The 19,547-nt window shown below is 51.2% G+C and carries 19 protein-coding genes; 8 read left to right on the forward strand and 11 right to left on the reverse strand.

Features of this window, described 5'->3' with window-relative positions; translation table 11 throughout:
* The first annotated feature begins 25 nt into the window (after positions 1-25).
* The 5 genes from folP to AC5L4R_RS06005 all read left to right on the forward strand — a co-directional run bounded on the left by folP (position 26) and on the right by AC5L4R_RS06005 (position 3,939).
* The gene (gene folP, locus AC5L4R_RS05985) at positions 26-913 is read left to right on the forward strand and encodes a dihydropteroate synthase (RefSeq protein ID WP_494472526.1); all 888 of its coding nucleotides are present in this window, start codon (positions 26-28) and stop codon (positions 911-913) included.
* Positions 904-1,221, forward strand: a complete 318-nt coding sequence (locus AC5L4R_RS05990; protein ID WP_494472527.1) for an FAD assembly factor SdhE — start codon at positions 904-906, stop codon at positions 1,219-1,221. Before folP ends, AC5L4R_RS05990 begins: the two co-directional genes overlap by 10 nt.
* A 24-nt stretch (positions 1,222-1,245) precedes the next feature.
* The gene (locus tag AC5L4R_RS05995) at positions 1,246-1,704 is read left to right on the forward strand and encodes a hypothetical protein (protein ID WP_494472528.1); all 459 of its coding nucleotides are present in this window, start codon (positions 1,246-1,248) and stop codon (positions 1,702-1,704) included.
* A gap of 95 nt (positions 1,705-1,799) precedes the next feature.
* The gene (hemL, locus tag AC5L4R_RS06000; protein WP_494472529.1) at positions 1,800-3,116 is read left to right on the forward strand and encodes a glutamate-1-semialdehyde 2,1-aminomutase; all 1,317 of its coding nucleotides are present in this window, start codon (positions 1,800-1,802) and stop codon (positions 3,114-3,116) included.
* 31 nt (positions 3,117-3,147) lie between these two features.
* The gene (locus AC5L4R_RS06005; RefSeq protein WP_494472530.1) at positions 3,148-3,939 is read left to right on the forward strand and encodes an NRDE family protein; all 792 of its coding nucleotides are present in this window, start codon (positions 3,148-3,150) and stop codon (positions 3,937-3,939) included.
* 43 nt (positions 3,940-3,982) lie between these two features.
* On the opposite strand, the gene AC5L4R_RS06010 is transcribed toward AC5L4R_RS06005, so the two are convergent.
* From AC5L4R_RS06010 to AC5L4R_RS06020, 3 genes are all read right to left on the reverse strand, one after another.
* Positions 3,983-4,636 carry an anthranilate synthase component II gene (locus AC5L4R_RS06010; protein ID WP_494472531.1) on the reverse strand — a complete coding sequence of 218 codons (654 nt, stop codon included), beginning with the start codon at positions 4,634-4,636 and terminating at the stop codon, positions 3,983-3,985.
* Positions 4,633-6,054 carry an anthranilate synthase component I family protein gene (locus AC5L4R_RS06015; protein WP_494472532.1) on the reverse strand — a complete coding sequence of 474 codons (1,422 nt, stop codon included), beginning with the start codon at positions 6,052-6,054 and terminating at the stop codon, positions 4,633-4,635. The genes AC5L4R_RS06010 and AC5L4R_RS06015 overlap by 4 nt, the downstream gene beginning before the upstream one ends.
* Positions 6,055-6,184: 130 nt before the next feature.
* Positions 6,185-6,478 carry a Trp family transcriptional regulator gene (locus AC5L4R_RS06020; protein WP_494472533.1) on the reverse strand — a complete coding sequence of 98 codons (294 nt, stop codon included), beginning with the start codon at positions 6,476-6,478 and terminating at the stop codon, positions 6,185-6,187.
* Positions 6,479-6,630: 152 nt separating this feature from the next.
* Here AC5L4R_RS06020 and bioD point away from each other — a divergent pair, with 152 nt between their 5' ends.
* Positions 6,631-7,350 (forward strand): dethiobiotin synthase, encoded by a 720-nt coding sequence (bioD, locus tag AC5L4R_RS06025; RefSeq protein ID WP_494472534.1) that lies wholly within the window; start codon positions 6,631-6,633, stop codon positions 7,348-7,350.
* Between the two features lie 277 nt (positions 7,351-7,627).
* Positions 7,628-9,052 carry a C13 family peptidase gene (locus AC5L4R_RS06030; RefSeq protein WP_494472535.1) on the forward strand — a complete coding sequence of 475 codons (1,425 nt, stop codon included), beginning with the start codon at positions 7,628-7,630 and terminating at the stop codon, positions 9,050-9,052.
* Here AC5L4R_RS06030 and AC5L4R_RS06035 read toward each other — a convergent pair.
* The 3 genes from AC5L4R_RS06035 to AC5L4R_RS06045 form a co-directional block, all read right to left on the reverse strand.
* Complete coding sequence (locus AC5L4R_RS06035; protein WP_494472536.1) at positions 9,012-10,172, reverse strand: glycosyltransferase; 1,161 nt, start codon at positions 10,170-10,172, stop codon at positions 9,012-9,014. The two genes, AC5L4R_RS06030 and AC5L4R_RS06035, sit on opposite strands and share 41 nt — an antisense overlap.
* A 180-nt stretch (positions 10,173-10,352) precedes the next feature.
* Positions 10,353-12,110, reverse strand: a complete 1,758-nt coding sequence (locus AC5L4R_RS06040) for a phospholipase D-like domain-containing protein (protein ID WP_494472537.1) — start codon at positions 12,108-12,110, stop codon at positions 10,353-10,355.
* Between the two features lie 181 nt (positions 12,111-12,291).
* Positions 12,292-13,356 carry a bifunctional nicotinamide-nucleotide adenylyltransferase/Nudix hydroxylase gene (locus AC5L4R_RS06045; protein ID WP_494472538.1) on the reverse strand — a complete coding sequence of 355 codons (1,065 nt, stop codon included), beginning with the start codon at positions 13,354-13,356 and terminating at the stop codon, positions 12,292-12,294.
* 303 nt (positions 13,357-13,659) lie between these two features.
* Between AC5L4R_RS06045 and nfuA the strand changes: the two genes are divergently transcribed.
* Positions 13,660-14,295, forward strand: a complete 636-nt coding sequence (gene nfuA, locus AC5L4R_RS06050; RefSeq protein WP_494472539.1) for a Fe-S biogenesis protein NfuA — start codon at positions 13,660-13,662, stop codon at positions 14,293-14,295.
* A gap of 96 nt (positions 14,296-14,391) precedes the next feature.
* On the opposite strand, the gene AC5L4R_RS06055 is transcribed toward nfuA, so the two are convergent.
* From AC5L4R_RS06055 to metX, 5 genes are all read right to left on the reverse strand, one after another.
* On the reverse strand, positions 14,392-15,003 hold the full coding sequence (locus tag AC5L4R_RS06055) for a tetratricopeptide repeat protein (RefSeq protein WP_494472540.1): 612 nt from the start codon (positions 15,001-15,003) through the stop codon (positions 14,392-14,394).
* A gap of 366 nt (positions 15,004-15,369) precedes the next feature.
* Positions 15,370-15,981, reverse strand: coding sequence for a methionine biosynthesis protein MetW (gene metW / locus AC5L4R_RS06060; protein ID WP_494472541.1), 612 nt, complete (start codon positions 15,979-15,981; stop codon positions 15,370-15,372).
* Between the two features lie 8 nt (positions 15,982-15,989).
* Positions 15,990-17,012 (reverse strand): PDDEXK family nuclease, encoded by a 1,023-nt coding sequence (locus AC5L4R_RS06065; RefSeq protein ID WP_494472542.1) that lies wholly within the window; start codon positions 17,010-17,012, stop codon positions 15,990-15,992.
* Positions 16,993-18,021: a DNA cytosine methyltransferase gene (locus AC5L4R_RS06070; RefSeq protein WP_494478034.1), complete on the reverse strand. Its 1,029-nt coding sequence runs from the start codon at positions 18,019-18,021 to the stop codon at positions 16,993-16,995. The genes AC5L4R_RS06065 and AC5L4R_RS06070 overlap by 20 nt, the downstream gene beginning before the upstream one ends.
* A gap of 40 nt (positions 18,022-18,061) precedes the next feature.
* Positions 18,062-19,234 carry a homoserine O-succinyltransferase MetX gene (metX, locus tag AC5L4R_RS06075; RefSeq protein WP_494472550.1) on the reverse strand — a complete coding sequence of 391 codons (1,173 nt, stop codon included), beginning with the start codon at positions 19,232-19,234 and terminating at the stop codon, positions 18,062-18,064.
* Between the last annotated feature and the right edge of the window lie 313 nt (positions 19,235-19,547).

Consider the following 19,547-nt stretch of genomic DNA (forward strand, 5'->3'; position numbering starts at 1 on the left):
TTAACCATAAAATTTGGGGTCAAACATGCAGCTTCATGGCTTGCCGCCGTTTATTTTGCGCTATCGCAACCAGCAGTTGGACTTATCCACGCCGCAAATCATGGGGATTTTAAATGTCACGCCTGATTCGTTTTCCGATGGCGGCAAATACAATCAATTAGAGGCAGCACTACGCCATACCGAGCAAATGCTCAACGACGGCGCGACTATCATCGATATTGGCGGCGAATCGACGCGCCCCGATGCCACACCCGTGAGCGAGGAGGAGGAGCTGGCGCGCGTTGTACCCATGGTGGCAGCTATTCATCAGCGTTTTGGCGATGGGGTGTGGTTGTCGGTGGATACCAGTAGCCCTGCCGTCATGCGGGCAGCGGCTGAGGTGGGGGCAGGGATTTGGAATGATGTCCGTGCTTTGACACGTCCAAACGCTATCCAAACCGCAGCACAGCTAGATATTCCCGTCATTTTGATGCATATGCGTGGTGAGCCCAAAACCATGAACCAGTTGGCGCATTATGATGATATAGCCAACGATGTCATCGATGAGTTACGCCAGCGCATTGATGCGGCACTGGCAGGCGGTATTGCGCGCCATCGTATCATCCTTGACCCTGGGTTTGGTTTTGCCAAACACGCCAAAGACAACTTGGCGTTGCTCAATGCGTTTTATCGGTTGCATGAGTGTGACCTACCTGTGATGGTGGCAATTTCGCGTAAGCGCGTGATGGGTGAGGTATTAAGCCGCGCAGGCTTGCCGTCAGCGGTTGATGAGCGTGATGCGGTGAGCATGGTGGCGGCGTTGATGGCTGTGCAACAAGGCGCGTGCATTGTGCGTGCGCATGATGTCGCCACGACCAAGGCAGGCTTGGCAATGTGGCAAGCAATGAAGGATGAGGGCAAATCATGGCAATAAATCAAACGGATACACAGCCAGCGGCACACCCAGCTGAGGGCGATGAGCTAACGCTGGCGCAGCGTAAAACCATTTATCGCGCGCGGCGTGGACTTAAGGAGCTGGATTTTTATTTTTCGCCTTATGTCAAACACGCGTATTTGGCAGCCGACGCGGCAGAGCAGGCGTTGTTTGGCGAGCTGATAGCGCAAGAAGACCCTGACTTGCTGGATTGGTTCTTGTACGATGCAGCCCCACCAAATGCCGAATGGGCAGCGTTGATTGCCAAAATCAAGCGCGTAGCAGCCGCGGCCGATAGCCGTGGTTAGCACGGTTAGATAGAGACAGCCGCTATGTCGTTTATCGCCATTGATAGTGTGCTGTCGGGCAGTCGCTTGCGCCTATTGTTGTGGCTGGGCACAGCGGTGGGTTTGACAGTGCTGACGCTTGCGCTACCGATTGGGCAGGCGTATCAGCTAGCCATCGCGCTGCTGCTATGGGCGTGCGTGCTGGTTGGGCAGTTGTGGCAGCCGCATTTATTGGCAATTAGCAGCAGGGCAGACCATACGCCATCAAACGGTTTGGCCGTGTGGGACTGGCAACTTCAAGTGGCGCAAGGCTATATCCGTGTGCCGTTTGGGCAAGTGCATGATGTGTGGCAAGCCAAATTGACGGCCGCTGAAGATCTGGGCGCGGTGTTGCTGCTGCGGTTTTGGCTGTTTGAACCGTTTAAGCGGCATTTGACTGTGCAGATTTGGCAAGACCAAGTCGATGCTGATACGTGGCGGCAGTTAAAAACGCTGGCGCATTGATGATTGCTTCAAGGCATCTATGCAATAGTCGCTACAATTTTAACCATTTTATAAATGATAATTTGATATTTTTAATTTGAAAAAGTGAGTAAACCATGACGACAACCAACCAACCAACCGCCAACCAATTGCTGTTTAAACAAGCCAAGGCACATATCCCGGGTGGCGTTAATTCTCCTGTGCGTGCATTTGCTGGTGTGGGCGGTACGCCTGTGTTTGTCAAACGTGCGGCAGGTAGCAAGTTGTATGACACCGAGGACAACGCGTATATCGATTACGTTGGCTCATGGGGGCCGATGATTTTGGGACATGCCCATCCGCATATCATCGACGCGGTCAAACGCGCGGCGGATGACGGCTTGAGTTTTGGCACGCCAACCCCGTTTGAGACCACGATTGCCGACAAGATTTGTGACATTGTGCCCAGTGTAGAGATGATTCGCATGACCAATTCGGGCACTGAATCAACGATGTCAGCCATACGGCTGGCGCGCGGCTTTACGGGACGTGATGTGATTGTCAAGTTTGAGGGCTGCTATCATGGGCATAGCGACAGCCTGCTGGTCAAAGCAGGGTCGGGGATGCTGGATATTGGTGTGCCCACGTCATTGGGTGTGCCTGCCGATGTGGCAAAATACACCTTGACCTTGCCATACAATGACGCGCAGGCGGTACGCGACGCGTTTGCCAAATGGGGCGATAAAATCGCAGGCGTGATTGTTGAGCCTGTGGCGGGTAACATGAATATGGTTGTACCGCAGCGTGAATTTTTGCAAATCTTGCGTGATTGCTGCGATGAGTACGGCGCGGTGCTGATTTTTGATGAGGTGATGACGGGTTTTCGAGTTGCCCTTGGTGGGGCGCAGGCGCATTTTGGTATCACACCTGACTTGACGACGTTTGGCAAAATCATCGGCGCAGGGCTGCCTGTCGGGGCATTTGGGGGGCGCGCGGATATCATGGGCTATATTGCGCCATTGGGTGGGGTGTATCAAGCAGGTACGCTGTCAGGCAATCCGCTGGCGATGCGCGCAGGGCTGGCGATGTTTGATTTGCTGTGCCAAGATGGGTTTTATGACACCTTGACCGACAAAACGCGCTATTTGACGCAAGGCTTGCAAGCGCGCGCGGATGCAGCAGGCATACCGTTTGCTACCACCTATATTGGCGGCATGTTTGGTATGTTCTTTACGCCAAGCCAAGATAGCGATTTGCCACAAAACTTCAATGAAGTTACTGCCTGTAATGCCGCGATGTTTGCCAAATTTTTCCATGGGATGCTCGCGCGTGGCGTGTATCTGGCGCCATCGGCGTTTGAGACGGCCTTTATGAGTCTGGCGCATAGCCAAGCGGACTTGGATGCAACCCTAGACGCTGCGGCCGAGGTGTTTGCCACACTGGGCAACGCCTAAGCGGCTTGGCAAAACTTATTTGGGTAAAGCTATGTGCATTGCCGCCATCGCTTGGCAACTGTTTGCCGATAAGCCACTCGTATTGCTGTCCAACCGTGACGAGTTTTTTGCGCGTCCGACCGCGGCCTTGCAGCGTTGGCCGTCGGGTATCGTTGCAGGGCAGGACTTGCGCTCAGGCGGTACATGGCTGGGGGTGCGTCAGGTCAGCCTACCATCTGGGCAAATCGATACGCGTTGGGCGATTGTGCTAAATTTTCGCGATGGCACGCAAGGCACGCCACCAAAACCTACCTCACGCGGGCAACTGGTGACCGAATTTTTACACAGTACGTTGTCGCCATTGGCGTTTGCCCGTGGTTTGGCGCTGGCGGAGTATGATGGCTTTAATTTGGTTATCGGCACGCGCACGCAAGCTGTGATGCTTAACAATCGCGGCTATGGTATCGAGGTGCTACCTGCGGGGTTGTATGTGTTGTCAAATGGGCAGCCCAATGCACCGTGGTTTAAGTGTGAGCGCTTGCACGGACGGGTACGCCAAGAGGTGTTGCCGCTGATTGCCGAGCAGCACGACTGGCAGAATGCAGCGTGGGCGGTGCTACAAGACGACGTGTGCGCGCCATGCGATGATTTGCCCAAGACGGGCATACCGCCAAACATAGAGGCCGCGCTATCCTCGGTATATATCCCCAAACAACGAGCGACGGCCGCGCTTGGCGATACCTATGGCACGCGCGTCAGCAGTATTTTGACGCTCTCACTGACGGGGTTTGAATGTGCCGAACGCCAGACCACAGACGGTAGCATTCGGCGGCTGGTTGGTTAAAGGCTGGCAACTAGCCATTTTGCCTTGAGTCATCACGCACGTCTTAACCCAGCAAGAAATTTTTTAACATCACCTTCGCGCCTTCGGTGGCAAACGATTCGGGGTGAAATTGCACACCTTGTATCGGATAGTCACGATGACGGATGCCCATGATTTCCACCGCTGCCTCCATTTTTTGCACCACGCTGGCAAAATCATTGGCATTTGCCGTGTCCTTGGCATCATACACCAAACTGGTCACAGTCAAGCAATCGGGCAGGCTTATTGCCTCAACCGCCAGCGAATGGTAGCGCATGATGTCCACGCCCTGCGGCAAACCACGGTATACGCCTGTGCCATCATGCCACAGCGGTGAGGTCTTACCGTGCATCGGCACGCGTGCACGCACCACCTTACCGCCAAACACATGCGCGATGCCCTGCATCCCTAGGCACACGCCAAGTAGCGGCGTGTGCTTGCCCCATGTCTGAATCACCGCGCTACAAATCCCAAAATACGCAGGGTCATCGGGCGCACCGGGGCCTGGGGAGATGATAATCCGATCAGGCGCAATGGCATCCATATCCGCTAGGCTCAAGGCGTTGTTGCGTTTGACGATCACGTTAAATGGTGCAGGCTCAGCGCGCAAAATCTCACCAATATATTGATACAAGTTAAAGGTAAATGAATCAAAATTATCAATAATCAATACGTTCATACGGTACCTTTAGGATTTTTTTCAGCCATAAAATGCTGTAGCACCACGCGCATGGCGGCAAGTTTGCGCGTGATTTCTTCGTACTCATCATCGGCATTGGAGTCATACACATTGCCGCCACAGGTCTGCGCGTACGCCGCCGTACCATGGGCAAACAGGCTACGAATGGGGATGGCAAAAATACAATCACCATTCAAGCTAAATTGCCCCAATGCACCGCCATACGCGCCGCGCCCATCGGGTTCTAACGCGCTGATGATTTTAATCGCCTCGATTTTGGGCGCACCCGACAGCGTACCGGCAGGAAAATTGCTGGCAAGCGCGCTAAACATATCCTCATCGGGATGCAAAATACCAACGATTTCTGATGAAATATGCTGCACGTGCGAAAAACGCTTGATATCCATCAAATTACGCACCTTGACCGTGCCAAACTGCGCCACCCGTCCGATATCATTGCGGTGCAAATCCACCAACATATTGTGCTCGGCAATTTCTTTGGGGTCATTGAGCAGCGCGCGCGCAAGCTTGCGATCCTCATGCGCATCCTTGCCGCGTTTGGTCGTACCTGCCAACGGAAACGTTTCCATCTCGCCACTGCGCAAACGAAACAACAGCTCAGGCGACGCACCCAAGATTTTTTGTTGGCCAAATTTGACAAAATACATATGCGGTGACGGATTGACCTCACGCAAGCGCGCATAAATCGGCAAGTACTCACCCTCGATGCGATAATGCGACTTAAAGCCGACCTCACATTGAAAAATCCGCCCTGCCATGATGTCCTCTTTGACCTGCGCGACCGCGGCGGCGTGTTCGGCACGGCTCATGCCATCACCGACAAACGTCACCTGCGGCGGCGGCAGATCGGGCACAGGCTCTGCTAACAGCGCTTGAATTTGCGCCAAACGATTTTCGTTGTAATAAAAATAAAAAATCTCGCCCGTCATTTTATCATAGCTTAAGCCATCCAAATACAAGCCAAACTTAAACGCGGCAAAATCCGTATGCGCCAACACATCAAGGCTTGGCTCAAAAAAATTCACACTGTCAAAGCCCAGATAACCGACCAAGCCGCCCGTGTGCTGCCGCGCGATGACATGCTGCGGTGTGATGGCACGTAATAGCTGATACGGATTATCCGTTGCGTAAGCCTGCGTTGTGCCGTTGCGATTATCCTCAATCACCAATGTGTGGCGGTCTTTGGCATAAATCGTCTGCACAGGGTCAAACCCGATGGCATGGTGACGCGCTAGGTGGCTTTCTTCGCCCAATGATTCAAGCAAAAAACACGTATCATAGCGCTGCTCAATGCGCCTAAATAAGTCAAAAAAATCAATATCTTGCGCGATTTTAACCAAGTTTGGCTTGCTGGGGATGTCTAGCATAGGCGGTAGGGTGGGCTGCGTGGTGGGCATACAATGACCTACAAAGTGGTGTTTAACAGGGTTATGTTGGTAAAAAAGCGAAATAGAAGCGACTATTGCCATGTTATCATGTTCTAGTACAGTGATACAAGACTATATGCCTATCAATAGACACATTCAGCTAACGACCAGCTAGCGTGGCGGCTAAATCGGGCAATAACGTGGCAACGGCATGACGCTGATAGGCTTTCGCGCCGCGCGACACAGTAGCAATGCCGACGCCAAGGCGTTCACTGATTTCACGCTGGGGCAGACCTTGTTGCAGTAGGGCAAAAATCAGTAGACGGTTGGCGATTTCGGTTTGCTCGCTGTCGGTCAAAATAGCCGCCAACAAATCAGCAATGGCGGCAGGCGCGTCGGCTTGGCTGAGGGTGGTCAGTAAATAATCATACGCGGCGGTGGATTGGTCGGTCATGAGGAGACATCGGCATCATGCAAGGGTTTATCATCATAGCGGTCTATGGGTGATTTGGCAAGGTATTGGCGGTGGGTGTTAGATGGTAGAGATGTGATAGGTGCTAGGCTATGCTAAAATAGCAGCTTTGTATAGTAGGCATCGAACCAGTAATGACAACCACCAATTTATCACAGCCAGTCCAGTTATCGTGTGATTTGACCCAGCTGCCTATACGACAAGGCACGTATTTTGTTACGGGCACGGACACTGAAATCGGCAAAACCACCATCACCACCGAGCTGGTGCGCCAATGTGTCAGCGCAGGGCAACGCGCCTACGCCATCAAACCTGTCACCGCAGGGCTAGACGATGGCATCAGCCTTGACGCGCAGCAGATTAACCGCTTTGCCAATGTCAAACCGCCGTTGGCCGCTATTGCGCCCGTGCGCCTTGCCACGCCATGCTCACCGCATATTGCCGCGGCGCGTGATGGTGTGCAGCTTACCGCCGACGCGCTCATTGACGCAGTGCAAGCCACTGTCACCGACTATCCTGCCGATGTTGTGCTGGTTGAGGGAGCAGGCGGCTGGTTTACGCCAATCAATGCAACGGCAACGCTTGCCGATGTCGCGGCAGGGTTGGGCTATCCTGTGGTGTTGGTGGTTGGGGTGAAGTTGGGCTGTCTGAATCATGCGGTATTGACCGCGCAGGCGATTTGGCGGTCAGGCTTGACAGTGGCGTTGGTGGTGTTTAATGATTTGGCGACCGACACCGCATTTGTCCGTGAGCAAGTGGCGTGGCTGTGCGATGCCATTGCGCAACAAGCTCAGCACGCGCAAGCCACCCCACCGCAATTTTATTGGCACAACTATTTGGCAGATACGTTGTGACCGCGCATGATTTTGCCCACAGGTACAATAAAGGCGTGGTATCGGCGTTGCATCAGACGACAACAGATGTCGTTTGATATCATCAGGCAGCCAAATTGTCACAGCATGTTACGCGGTAATATGCTAAAGTAAGCCGTAAATTTATTTAACATAGGCTTAAAGGTACTTAAGGTTTGGATAGGTACGCTTGGCATTGCCTTTGAGGATGGGTGGGCGTTTAGCAGTGGCTTTTTCACAGTTGCGTTTAGCACCGCTACACAGTTTTACAGCAAATTTTTTGTCCAATATTCGCGCCGCAGGCTATATGCTGCTGGGATCGCGTCAGGCGTTTGATTGGGTCAAGCCAACCATTGGACAGTTTTTTGCCTTTGCCGCCACGGCATTGGGCAGCAATTTGCTATTTGCGTGGCTGTCGGCGGAGGACACCAGCGCGTTTAATGAGCAGGGCTTGGTCAGCTATTTGGTGTGGCCGATGGTCATGCTGGTGTGGGGGCTGATGTTGGCGCGGCGGCATTACAATGCCATGCTGATTTATGTGCCTGCGATTTTGTGGTTGGTTGCCGATACCATGATGGCGCTGCTACAAAGCCTGTTTCAGTGGTTGGGGCATGCAGGTTGGCTGCCAGATTTTGGTTATGTGGTGTTACCCGTTGTGTTCACGCTGCTGTTTGTTTGGCAGGCGTTGTCGCTGTTGTGGGTGTTTGGGCGGCAGCTGCATTGGTCGTGGTTAGAGCGTCTGTTGGTGATGGTGGCGGCGTTTGTGGTGTTTGCGGTGTGGCAAAAAAACGTGCAATCTCAGCCGATTTTTATGCCTGCCACACCTGTGCCAATGCTAAGCGAGCAGGCACTGTACGCGCAGCCTGAGCTGTTGCGCCAAATGCTTGATAGCCTACAAAATGAGCGCAAAGGCGTGGCGGATTGGTATTTTATCGGTGTGGCAGGCTTTGCCGAGCAAGACGTATTTGCCCATGAAATCGAGCAGGCGCGTCAGCTTGCCATGACTCAGCTTGGCATGGCAGGGCGCACAGCGGTGCTGGTCAATAACGTGCACACCCAAGAGACCCTACCGATTGCCAGCAAAACCAGCCTTGATATGGCATTGCAAGCAGTTGCCAGCCGCATGAACCCCAACGAGGATGTACTGTGGCTGACGGTGAGCTCACACGGTGCGCCCAATGCCATCCAAATGCAAAATCCGCCCATCGCGCTTGATGACCTTGACCCTGCGTGGCTGCGCCAACGACTGGACAAAGCAGGCATTCGCTGGCGTGTGATTGTGCTATCGGCGTGTTATTCAGGCTCATTTATCCAGCCGCTTGCCAGCCCAACGACGCTGATTATCACCGCGTCGGCAGCGGATAGAGCCTCATTTGGCTGCACCAATGACGCGGATTTTACCTATTTTGGGCAGGCGTTTTTTGGGGACAGTTTGCCAAAGTATCATCAATTTGCGCCTGCGTTTCACCACGCCAAACAGCTAATCGCCAAACGTGAAGCCAAAATGGGCTTTGCTCCGTCCAATCCGCAATGGGTGATTGGCACACAAATGCAAGCCAGATTGGCACAATTTGAAAAAACCTTAGTACCCAGCTTGACGGTAACGCCAACGTCCGCTGCGCCTACGCCAAACCAGTCGTCCAGCGCCCAGCCAAACGACAACACTAAGGCAGCCGCGTCGCATCTTGCGTCGGCCGCGCCTTAGCCGTGGATGGTGTGAGCTGTTTGAGCATGTGCTCATACACCGCGACGATTTTACGCGCGCTTTGTTTTTGGCTAAAGTTTTGCGGCAAGGCAGGGCGGTCTTTGTGCGTTAGCTGCTCGGCAATCACCTCACACAGCGCGATGGCGTTGGTTTCGTGCACCAAGCCTTCAGGGTAGAGCTCGGTCAAAATCTCGCTATACACCCCGCGCGCCCACGCCACCACGGGCGTACCCAGATGAATCGCTTTAAGCACATTGATACCAATGCTTTCGGGCTGATTGGCAAGCCCCAACACGATATTGGCAGCCGATAACCACTCACGCCCATCATTGCGCCGCCCAATAAAGGTAAAATAGTCCATCAAATCCAGCGCATTGGCACGTTGGACAAACTCCTCCACAAAATGGTTGTCCGCGTCGGCATCGTCCATGATGATGATATGGATTTTGGGAAACCGCGCGCGCAGATTGCCAACGATATCGAACAGCCACTGTTGCCCTTTGTGATGGGCGATTTTGGACGGAAACAACAGCCATTTTTGGTGTTCAAGCTTGGGGTACTCAGCAAAAATCTGCTGTAGCCAATGCACCGATGGCGTGTGGCGGTACAAATACCGCTGGGTATCCACACCGCGGTACACGCGCGTTACACTGTCGGGGTCGCGTGCATGGTGCTGCAAAATATACACCTTGACGCTGTCAGACACCGCAATCAGATGGTCACACTCAAAAATTGCCCGATTGTAAGTATTGGATGGATAATAGCCGTAAATCGTGCCCACCGTCAGCGGACGCAGCGCGACAGGCAGCAATTCCAGCGCCCACTTGAGCACCCACGCAGGCGTGCGTGAATGCACATGAATGACATCGGGGCGAAACTGATGAATCAGCCGCGCCAAACCAAACACCGACCACAGCGACCACAGCGACTGCTTGGCAAGGTACAAGCGTTTGTACTCACTGCCATCACGGCACAGCCGCTGCGCCAACTCATGACTAGCAGGCGTGCCCGATACCACCAGCGACGCATAGCCCTGCCGCACCAACTGCCGACTGATGGCAATCACACCACGCTCATCGTCGTCGTGGTGCAGACTTGATAAAAGCCGCATCACACGCATGGCAATATCCTGCGTGGGCTATGCGTACACAACAACGTGAAAAAAAACACTAGCGTTAAATTCATGGGCTCACTGATAGGGCTGATTGACTGGCTCTATGCCTTTGAGCAAGGGCAACAAAGCGGCTAATGATAAAAAAATTAAAAATTATTTTAAATATTTTGGATAATACAACCAACGCTATAACAATACCTCAACAAATGGCACATGCGCCATCAGCCACACCGCCGCGCGCTCCCATGCTTGCGTATTGGGCTCATGGGTATAGATTTGTGTCTTGCCATGCTCTTGCGTGCTCCAGCGTAAACGACCCAATTTTAGCTGCACATGGTAGCTTGCTGTCGCGACGTTTTGTTGCAACTCGTCAAACACGGTTTGGGCAAGCTTGGGGCTATGGACAATCACGCCCATCTCGGTGTTAAACCGCTCTGAGCGTGGGTCAAGGTTGTACGAGCCGATAAAGATTTTTTGCCCATCAATTTCAAATGTTTTGGCATGTAAACTAGAGCCTGTGCTGCCTGTGACATACCTGTCACGAAATTTTTGCGTGCGCGCGTTGGGTTTCATTTCATACAGCCGAATGCCGTGGCGCAACAGGCGTTTGCGGTATTTGGCATAGCCTGAATGCACGATTTTGACATCCGTCGCGCTCATGGCATTGGTCAAAACGGCAATGTCCACGCCTTGTTTGGCAAGGTCAATCAGCGCGCGCGTACCGGCCTTGGTTGGCACAAAGTATGGCGACACAATGCGTAGCTGCCGCGTTGGCGTGCGCAAAATCCGCATAAAATCATGCGACACACGGCGGCGTAAGCTGCGTTTGCCCGTACGAATTGCCAGCGTTTTGCTTGGGTCATCGCTGACCAGCTCAACACGCGCCCAAAACAGCGGCAAGCCTTTATCACGCAATTGGGTCACAAAATCCGTGTTTTTGACCATCGTCAAATAGCGTTTACGCAGAGCCTTGGAGCGGCGGTTTTGGCGACGCAAGCGGCGCACCGTGTGCTGCACCACGGCGCGTGAGGAATGACGCTGGCGCACAATCGCCTCAACAGGGTAGGCCAGTGGGCTGTTCCAATAACGGTCAAAATCTTGCGAAATTTGCGGCACGACTTGCCCAATTAGTAAGGTATCTAAATCCGCAAAAAATACATTGCCCTCAACGGCAAAATACTCATCACCGATATTGCGCCCGCCCGTGAGGCTGACACGGTTGTCGGCGGTCAAGCTTTTGTTGTGCATACGCCGATTGAGGCGCGGCAAATCGCCAATAAAACCCAGCCAGCGCAGCGTGCGGTAACGGTTGGGGTTGTAGAGCCGTACCTCGATGTTGGGATGGCGGTTTAAAGTGATAAAAATCGGGTCATTGCCGAGCGTGTTATTATCGTCAATCAATAGGCGCACGCGCACGCCACGTTCGGCGGCTTGGCGCAGCGCTTGCAACAGCAGCATACCCGTGACATCGCTGTCCCAAATATAGTATTGCAAATCCAGTGATTTTTCGGCACTCATGATGGCCGCAAGCCGCGCGGCAAATGCGTCTGTGCCTTGACCAAGCAGGTACACGCCCGTTTGATTGGGGTGCTTAGCGGTCAGTGCGTCGATGGCCTCATGCAGCGCGCGGCGTTGGTCAGCAGACATGGGCGCGACGGTATCGCTTCGGATATTAAGGCGTTGGATATGGCTTAGCAAACGGCGAAACAGTTTGGGCTTACGGTGAATGGGCGCGATGTTTGGCAGCGGATTGGTGTTGGCATCGTAGTGCTGGCTTGGGATTTGTGGGTTGGGCGGCAGCTTGCCAAAACGTGCAATTGCGATCAGCGACACGCCTGCCAGCGCGACATAATTTGCCGCGCGCAGGCGGTGATGTGTGACACGGCCTATTTGTTTGCCAAGTTGGCTCAGGATGGGTTGTTGGGCAAAACGCTGCCAATGCATGACGTAACATTCCATAATACGCTAATCAAATCAGCCCACATTGTCGCAAAGTCGGGCAAATTTGAAAAGATAGACAAATTGCGCACACAGCCAACCCCCACGTTCGCCGCTAGTCTGTGTAGCCCAGTCTGTTTAACCAAGATAAGCGTTGTAACCGTGTGTTTAAGAGATACGGGCAGGTTTACAACCCAACCATTTTACAAATAATCGCGTAATGGTCTTCAAACAGCTTATCTGCACTCAGCTGCGCCAATGGCAACCAAAACGCGCGTTTGGCATCGTCACTGCCCTTGACCGCAGGCAAGCCTTTTGGGTCATTTTTAAGAACAAAATAAAACGCTTGCGTAATCGTGCGTCCACGTGCCGAACGATACGGATCATCAAACGTATGTTGGCTATGGCGTGAGCCGCGCAGCACCGCTTCAGGTACTTTAAGCCGCGTCTCCTCGCGTAGCTCGCGGATACAGGCATCAAACAGCGTCTCTTTGGGGTTGATAAACCCACCAGGCAGAGCCCACAGCCCTTGCCCTGGCATACTGCGCCGCTCAACCAATAAAATATGCCCCGATTGCACCACCACCGCATCAACGGTCATAAACGTGGGCGGATACGGCGCATCGTGCCACTGTTTTTTGTACTTATCAATAAAACCTGCTTCTTCATGTAGCTGCTTGTATTCAGGCGTTTTTTTAAAGGCTTTCATCAGCTTGGCGGTTGAAGCGGGTATCAAATCGGGCAATGGGTCTGTACCCAGTAGGTAGCTTTCGCGTAATGGCGTGGCAGACAGCTCACGGTAGTTTGCCACCGCCACCGATTGCCAGTTGGGAAACAATGACAAATAATACGATGAGCTGTCTTTAGAATGCCCAATCAGCCCAATATTGGCATCCAGCGTGCCCGTCACCGATTGCACGCACGCTTGCACATATTGCAGCCAGCGCGTGTCGTTGTACAGCGCATCGGGCAAGCCCACGCAATGAATGCGCTTAGCGTCTGCCTTGTCATACGCCCCCAAAATCATCTGCTCACGCTCAGCAAAACTAAAGCTATTGCGTGTGCTGCGTGGCAAATTTGCCGAACCAATCAGCACAATCACGTGTTGGGCAAGCGTAAGCGCGGCATCAATCACCGATTTATGCCCCAAATGAAACGGCTGAAACCGCCCGATAAATACCAAATAATCAAATTGATAGCCGCCATGGTTGGCAGGTTGGTTGGCAGCGGTCGAAGAAACGGATTTTGGCATAACGCAAACCCCTTGCGTAAAGTCTTGCGCCTGTAGGCTGCGTCTATCGCTAATCGGCGCGAAAAAAGAAGAAGATTGGTTGCAATACATCGCCTAAACGCGCCATGCCAACCAACGTCACGTTATCATGCCAAAGTTTAGCAAAAAAGCAAGGGCAAATTTGTTGAGAACGCGCGATATCACCACTATTTTGTCCACAGCAATATCTTTTATCAACCCACCAAAAACCCGAGTATTTTACTCAAGTTTTGGACGGCATTTTATGTTATAATTCAGCAAATAACTGACAACAGGTAACCGACGATGACCGATAGCGCAACCCAAACGCAAAACGACTTGACCAGCAACATCCAAATCACCGAATCCGCGCAAGGCTACCTCACCGAGCTGCTTGCCAAACAAAACACCGATGGCATCGGCGTGCGGATTTTTGTTGAGCATGCAGGCACACCACGCGCCGAATGTTGCATGGCATACAGCCAACCCGACGAGCACAACCCCGAGGATTTGCAAATCCCGTATGCAAACTTTACCGCTTACATTGACCGCCCGTCGATTCCGTACTTGCAAGACGCGGTGATTGACTACAACAAAGACCGCTTTGGTGGACAGCTGACCTTCCGCGCGCCCAATTCAAAAGTGCCAAAATTGGGCGAAAATGCCAGCCTAGAAGAACGCATCAACTATGTGTTGGCCTCAGAAATCAACCCCAATCTAGCCACGCATGGGGGGCATGTGCAGTTGGTGGATTTGCTTGAGCAAGAAGGCGTGGGCACGACAGCGGTGCTAAAATTTGGCGGCGGCTGTCAAGGCTGTTCGGCGGTAGATATGACCTTGCGCCAAGGCGTTGAGGTCACGCTCAAACAACAAATCCCCGAACTTACCCAAGTGATTGACGAGACCGACCACAGCTATACCGCAAACGCGTTTTATCGCTAAGCCTTATGATGGCTGGCTAAACCCAGTGGCAAAAAAAACCTAGCCGCCAAAAAAATCCCGCTCACAGGTAGCGGGATTTTTTGGTATTTAAAACGCTTATTTGGCCTGAAACCAAGAATCTGCTTGACGGCGCGCGTTGGCGATATCCTGTGAGCTTAGATTCAATGCCAACTGACCGATTTTGCTTTGCGCGCGGTTGCGTACTTCATTTGACAGCATACCATCACGTGAAGCGAGGTCGTACCATTTGTACGCATCGACCAGTTTGCGCTCTTTTTCATCGAGCATAGCAAGCGTGTAGCTGGCGCGGTTATCACCCAATTTGGCGGCTTTTTCTAGCCAATAACGCGCTTGTTGGGCGTTTGGCGCGACACCTTCGCCACGAATATACATCATGGCTAAGTTTAGCTGGGCAGGTGCGATGTTTTGACGGGCAGCGATGGTATACCACTGCATGGCTTGTTGAAAGTTTTGCACCACGCCTTGCCCTTTTTGCAAGCGTTTTGCCAAGAAAAACTGTGCTTGTTGGTCACCTTGCTGCGCGCTTGCCATCAGCTGGCCAATCGGCATAAAGTCAAAGCGTGATTTATCAAGCGGTACGTTAGAAATCAACTCAGCGTGGGCGGTGGTGGTCAAAGTAACGACAGGCGCACCTACGATGGCAAGGGTCAGTGCAGCGCGTTTGGCAAATTGGGCTAGGGTCTTCATAGATTACTCCGACGTTGCAGAGCGCTTATGCCACAGTGGGCTTGGCGTTCGGTCGTTGTGTTCGTTTGAAAGTAATACCGTTAAGTATCAAAAAAATAGATTTAACAAAATAGCTCTAGCAGGGGAAATTTCACCGATTGCCAGTTTATTGGGCGATGACTGTGCCAATATAAAGCCAAAGTGTAAAGCCTGCTTAAAAATCTGCGCCTAGGGTAACACCGTTTGCTACACGTTGCAAACCAATGGGTTACATTGTCATAGATTTTTACAATATTTCACAGGGATTTACGCTTAGGCGACGCTATATGTCGCGTAAGACTTGACAAAATTTTAGTCATTGCTCAGTGAAGGTGAAGGTATACCTGCTTAATTGTGCTTGGTCACCCGATACACCGCCACATCTGCCAATAAATTGGGATATTTACGAATCACTTGCGACGCTGCCCACGCATACGGGCGTGAATGCTCCTGTACGGCAAAGCGATTGAGAATGCGGATATCGTGGTCAGCGCACAGCCGCTCAAAGTCTTTAAACGTACATAAATGGATGTTTGGCGTGTCATACCACTGATACGGCAAGGCTTCTGACATCGGCATCATGCCTTTGATGCCCAGATGAATGCGGTTTTGCCAATGGGCAAAGTTTGGAAAGGTGACTATCACCTGCCGCCCAACGCGCAGCATATCCAGTAGCAGTTGGTCAGGTGCTTTGACGGCTTGCAAGGCACGCGCCATCACCACGGTATCAAAACGGTTATCGGCAAAGCGTGCTAACCCGTCGTTGAGGTCTTGCTCAATCACGTTCACCCCGTTGGCGATACAATCGATGATTTTGCCTTGGTCAATCTCAATGCCGTAGCCGTCTATGCCCAGTGTGCGCTGCAAATGCGCCAGCAGTGAGCCATCGCCACAGCCCAAATCCAGCACCTGCGAGCGCGGGGTGATCCATTGTTCGGCAAGTTGGTGGTCAATTTTCATCGATAACCTTATGATTTTGCTAATGTTTTTAGTGTGGCTAGAGTCAAATCTTTACACGAGTAGATGTTAGCCATATTCTGCCAATCGACATTGTTTTGATAAATTTCTTCGGCAATAAATAGGTAAATGCCATGATTGACAATAGCGTTGGCTTTTTCAACCGTCAAATCCGTGCCCAATGTTATCTCAATCATTACGTCAATCGGAGACATCTGCGCGGTTTTGATAAATTGCTTGTAACGTTCGCGCAGGGTTCTTTTTGCACCAATGCCGTAGGTTTTGCCGTCTAATTCAAAAAACAAATCAAATTCGGTGGAACTATCTATCTTATCATGGGTCTTAAATAAGGTATTTTCAGCAATGCCTGTTTGCAGTAGTACCGATTTTATGCGTTTTTCATAATCAGAGCCGCTGTCGCTGGTGATAGATTGGTTGATACTTTCATTAAACAGCAGCATAAAGATTTGATTGGGTTCAACGCCGAGTTGATACAGGCTTTGCGCCTGTTTGCTAAATTGCCTAATAAAATCATCGGTATGTTGAGACAAAAAGCCTGCTTGCAAGCCATTAAAAAATACCAAGGACAATAATGCGCCATTAACACGCGTGTAGTAAGGATTTAATACCGTAATCTTGTCGTATTCAAGTGATAGAGGATGTAAGTCTGTAAGTTTCTGTAGATTATTGGCTTGGCGAAGTTTGGCTTCTTGCAGCAATAAGTCTTTAATCAAAAGCAGTTTAATGCTAAATATCCACACCTCAAGCGCAGGTTGGCCATTAACCTCAGCAAAAGTATCTGTTAAATAAGCAATTTGGTTTTGCCCTGCTTTTGTGGTAGGTGAGCACAGCGCAATGACGGATTGCTTAAATTCATTAAGCGCTTGAGCAGAACGAAATAGTTGATAATCTGCCAAAATTTTAAAAATCTGATTATCACTAAGCTTAGCTTTCACCAAATATTTTAAGAAAAAATAAAATTTGGCATTGATTTGCATTTTATCTGCTGAAATGTCAATCTTGGGCAGTTTCATAGAAAACTTCCTGATAAATCTCGCGCGCTAATGCACGGATGACGGGCACAGCAACGCTATTGCCAAATTGTTTGTAAGCCTGTACATCACTGACAGGAATGACAAAATCGCTGGGAAAGCCTTGTAAATTGCCTGCTTCTCGTGGTGTCAATTTGCGCGGATTGCGGCCAGGTTGCTCAATTAATATTTCTGAACCGTCTTTGTAATATCTTGCGCTAATGGTGCTGGTATAAGCGGAGTCGGCATTAAACAATGAGTAACCAAAGCCATTGCCTTTTTGGCGGTGTGCAAGTTTGCGGCGTTGGTGTCCTGCCCAAAGTTTGTCAGAAATGGTATATTTTGGCTCAACATGCGCTTGTAGGATGTCACCCACTTTAGAGGGTTGCGCAATGGTTTTTAAGTGGGCAAAATCGATCACCGCTGAGGGGTTAAACGTGTTTAAGATTGCGACGATATAAATACGCTCGCGGTTTTGTGGCACACCAAAACTTTTGGCGTTTAGCACATCGGCATAGACGCGATAACCCAAATCTTCTAGGGTTTGCTTGACCACAGCAAAGGTATTACCCTTATCGTGGTTTTTAAAGCCTTTGACATTTTCTAAAAAAATTAATTTTGGGCGATGATATTGCGCGATACGTGCCACATCAAAAAATAATGTGCCGCGCGTGTCCTCAAAACCCTTGCGCAGTCCTGCCACACTAAATGCTTGACATGGAAACCCTGCCAAAATGATGTCATGCGGTGGAATATCTTTGGCATCAATCTGGGTAATATCGCCACGGGGCAATTCACCATAATTGGCGTGATAAGTTTGGCAGGCAAATTTATCCAATTCTGAGGCAAACACAAACGCAAGTTTATCTTGAAAAACTTGCTGAAAACCCAAACGGATACCGCCAACGCCTGCAAATAGGTCAATCGCTTTCAGTGTAGGCTGGGAAGTTTTGCTATCTGCCACGGGTGATGACGGTGTATTGTCAAATAGCATAAGTTGTTTGTGTGACAAAGTTCACCTGAGTGTTTTATCAAAATTTAAGTAAAACGATTTAATTGGTCAAAAAATTCGCCAACGCGCGCCGATACAGCGGAATATCAAACAAAAATGAATCATGCCCATAAGGCGCATCGACATTGAGGTAGCTCACCGCCTTGTGACTAGCTAGCAGCGCATCAACGATTTCTTGTGAACGGGCAGGCGTAAAACGCCAATCGGTGGTAAACGACACGATGAAAAACCGACATTGCGTACCGCTTAGCGCCTGTGTCAAAGCGTGTTGCTCGGCACGGTGGTCGCCATCTGTTGGTTTGTTTGCCTGTGCCAAATACGGCTGTGCAGGGTCAAAGTAATCCAACGCCTTGGTCATCAGCAAATACGTGTTGGCATCAAAGCGTTCACTAAAGCGTTCGCCTTGATAGCGCAAGTAGCTTTCAACCTCAAACTCCACATCAAAATTAAAATTAAGCTGACCTGTCTTAAGGTCACGCCCGAACTTAACGCGCATCGCCTCATCGGTCAAATAGGTGATATGCCCAACCATCCGCGCCAAAATCAAGCCGCGTTTTGGCGTTTTGCCGTATTCCAAATAACGCCCTGCGCAAAAATCGGGATCGGATAAAATCGACTGCCGTGCCACTTCATTAAAGGCGATATTTTGCGCCGACAGCTTGGGCGTACTGGCGATGACCACGCATTTTTTAAGCCGTGTTGGGTAGTCTATGGACCATTGCAAGGCCTGCATACCGCCCATTGAGCCGCCAACCACCGCGTGCCACACAGGAATGCCAAGACGGTCTGCCAACATGGCTTGGGTCTTGACCCAATCTTGCACCGTCACCAGCGGAAAATCTGCGCCGTACGGCTTGCCCGTGTCGGGGTTGATGCTGGTTGGGCCTGTCGAGCCATAGCAGCTACCGATATTATTGAGGCACACCACAAAAAACTTATCAGTATCCATCGGCTTGCCTGCGCCAATAAACGCATCCCACCAACCTGGTTTTTTGTCGGACGCGCTGTGGTAGCCTGCCGCGTGATGGCTGCCCGACAGCGCGTGACAAACCAAAATTGCGTTGGATTTGTCGGCGTTGAGCGTGCCATACGTTTCAATCACCAGTTCAAAAAACGGCAACGTGCGTTGGCACTGCAAGGTCAAAGGCGCATCAAAACGCAGCGTTTGCGGCGTGACAATACCCACCGAGCCACGGCCTTGCTTGGGGTGCACGTCGTCATCAGGGTGCGGCACGCTGGGCAAGGCATTGGGATGGCTGGGCGGCTGAAAGTTTGAGGCTGGAGTGTTCACACGGGCTCTTTTTTTGCTTGGCAGTGGATGATGTTGGCGGTAATTTAATCAACTAACAATAAACGTAACATTGTAAGCCGAAGCCTTGCCAAGCTCAAGTGGTGTTCATTGACTTCCTCCCCTCCCTATCGTTCGGGGATTCCTTCTGCAAGACGGTTAGACCTGCCGCAAACCTAAGACAATGGCAACCGCCCGTACGACACACCGTACATCTTAGGTTCTTATTTTAAGCTAA

Source organism: Faucicola sp. SE7633, from assembly GCF_059264685.1.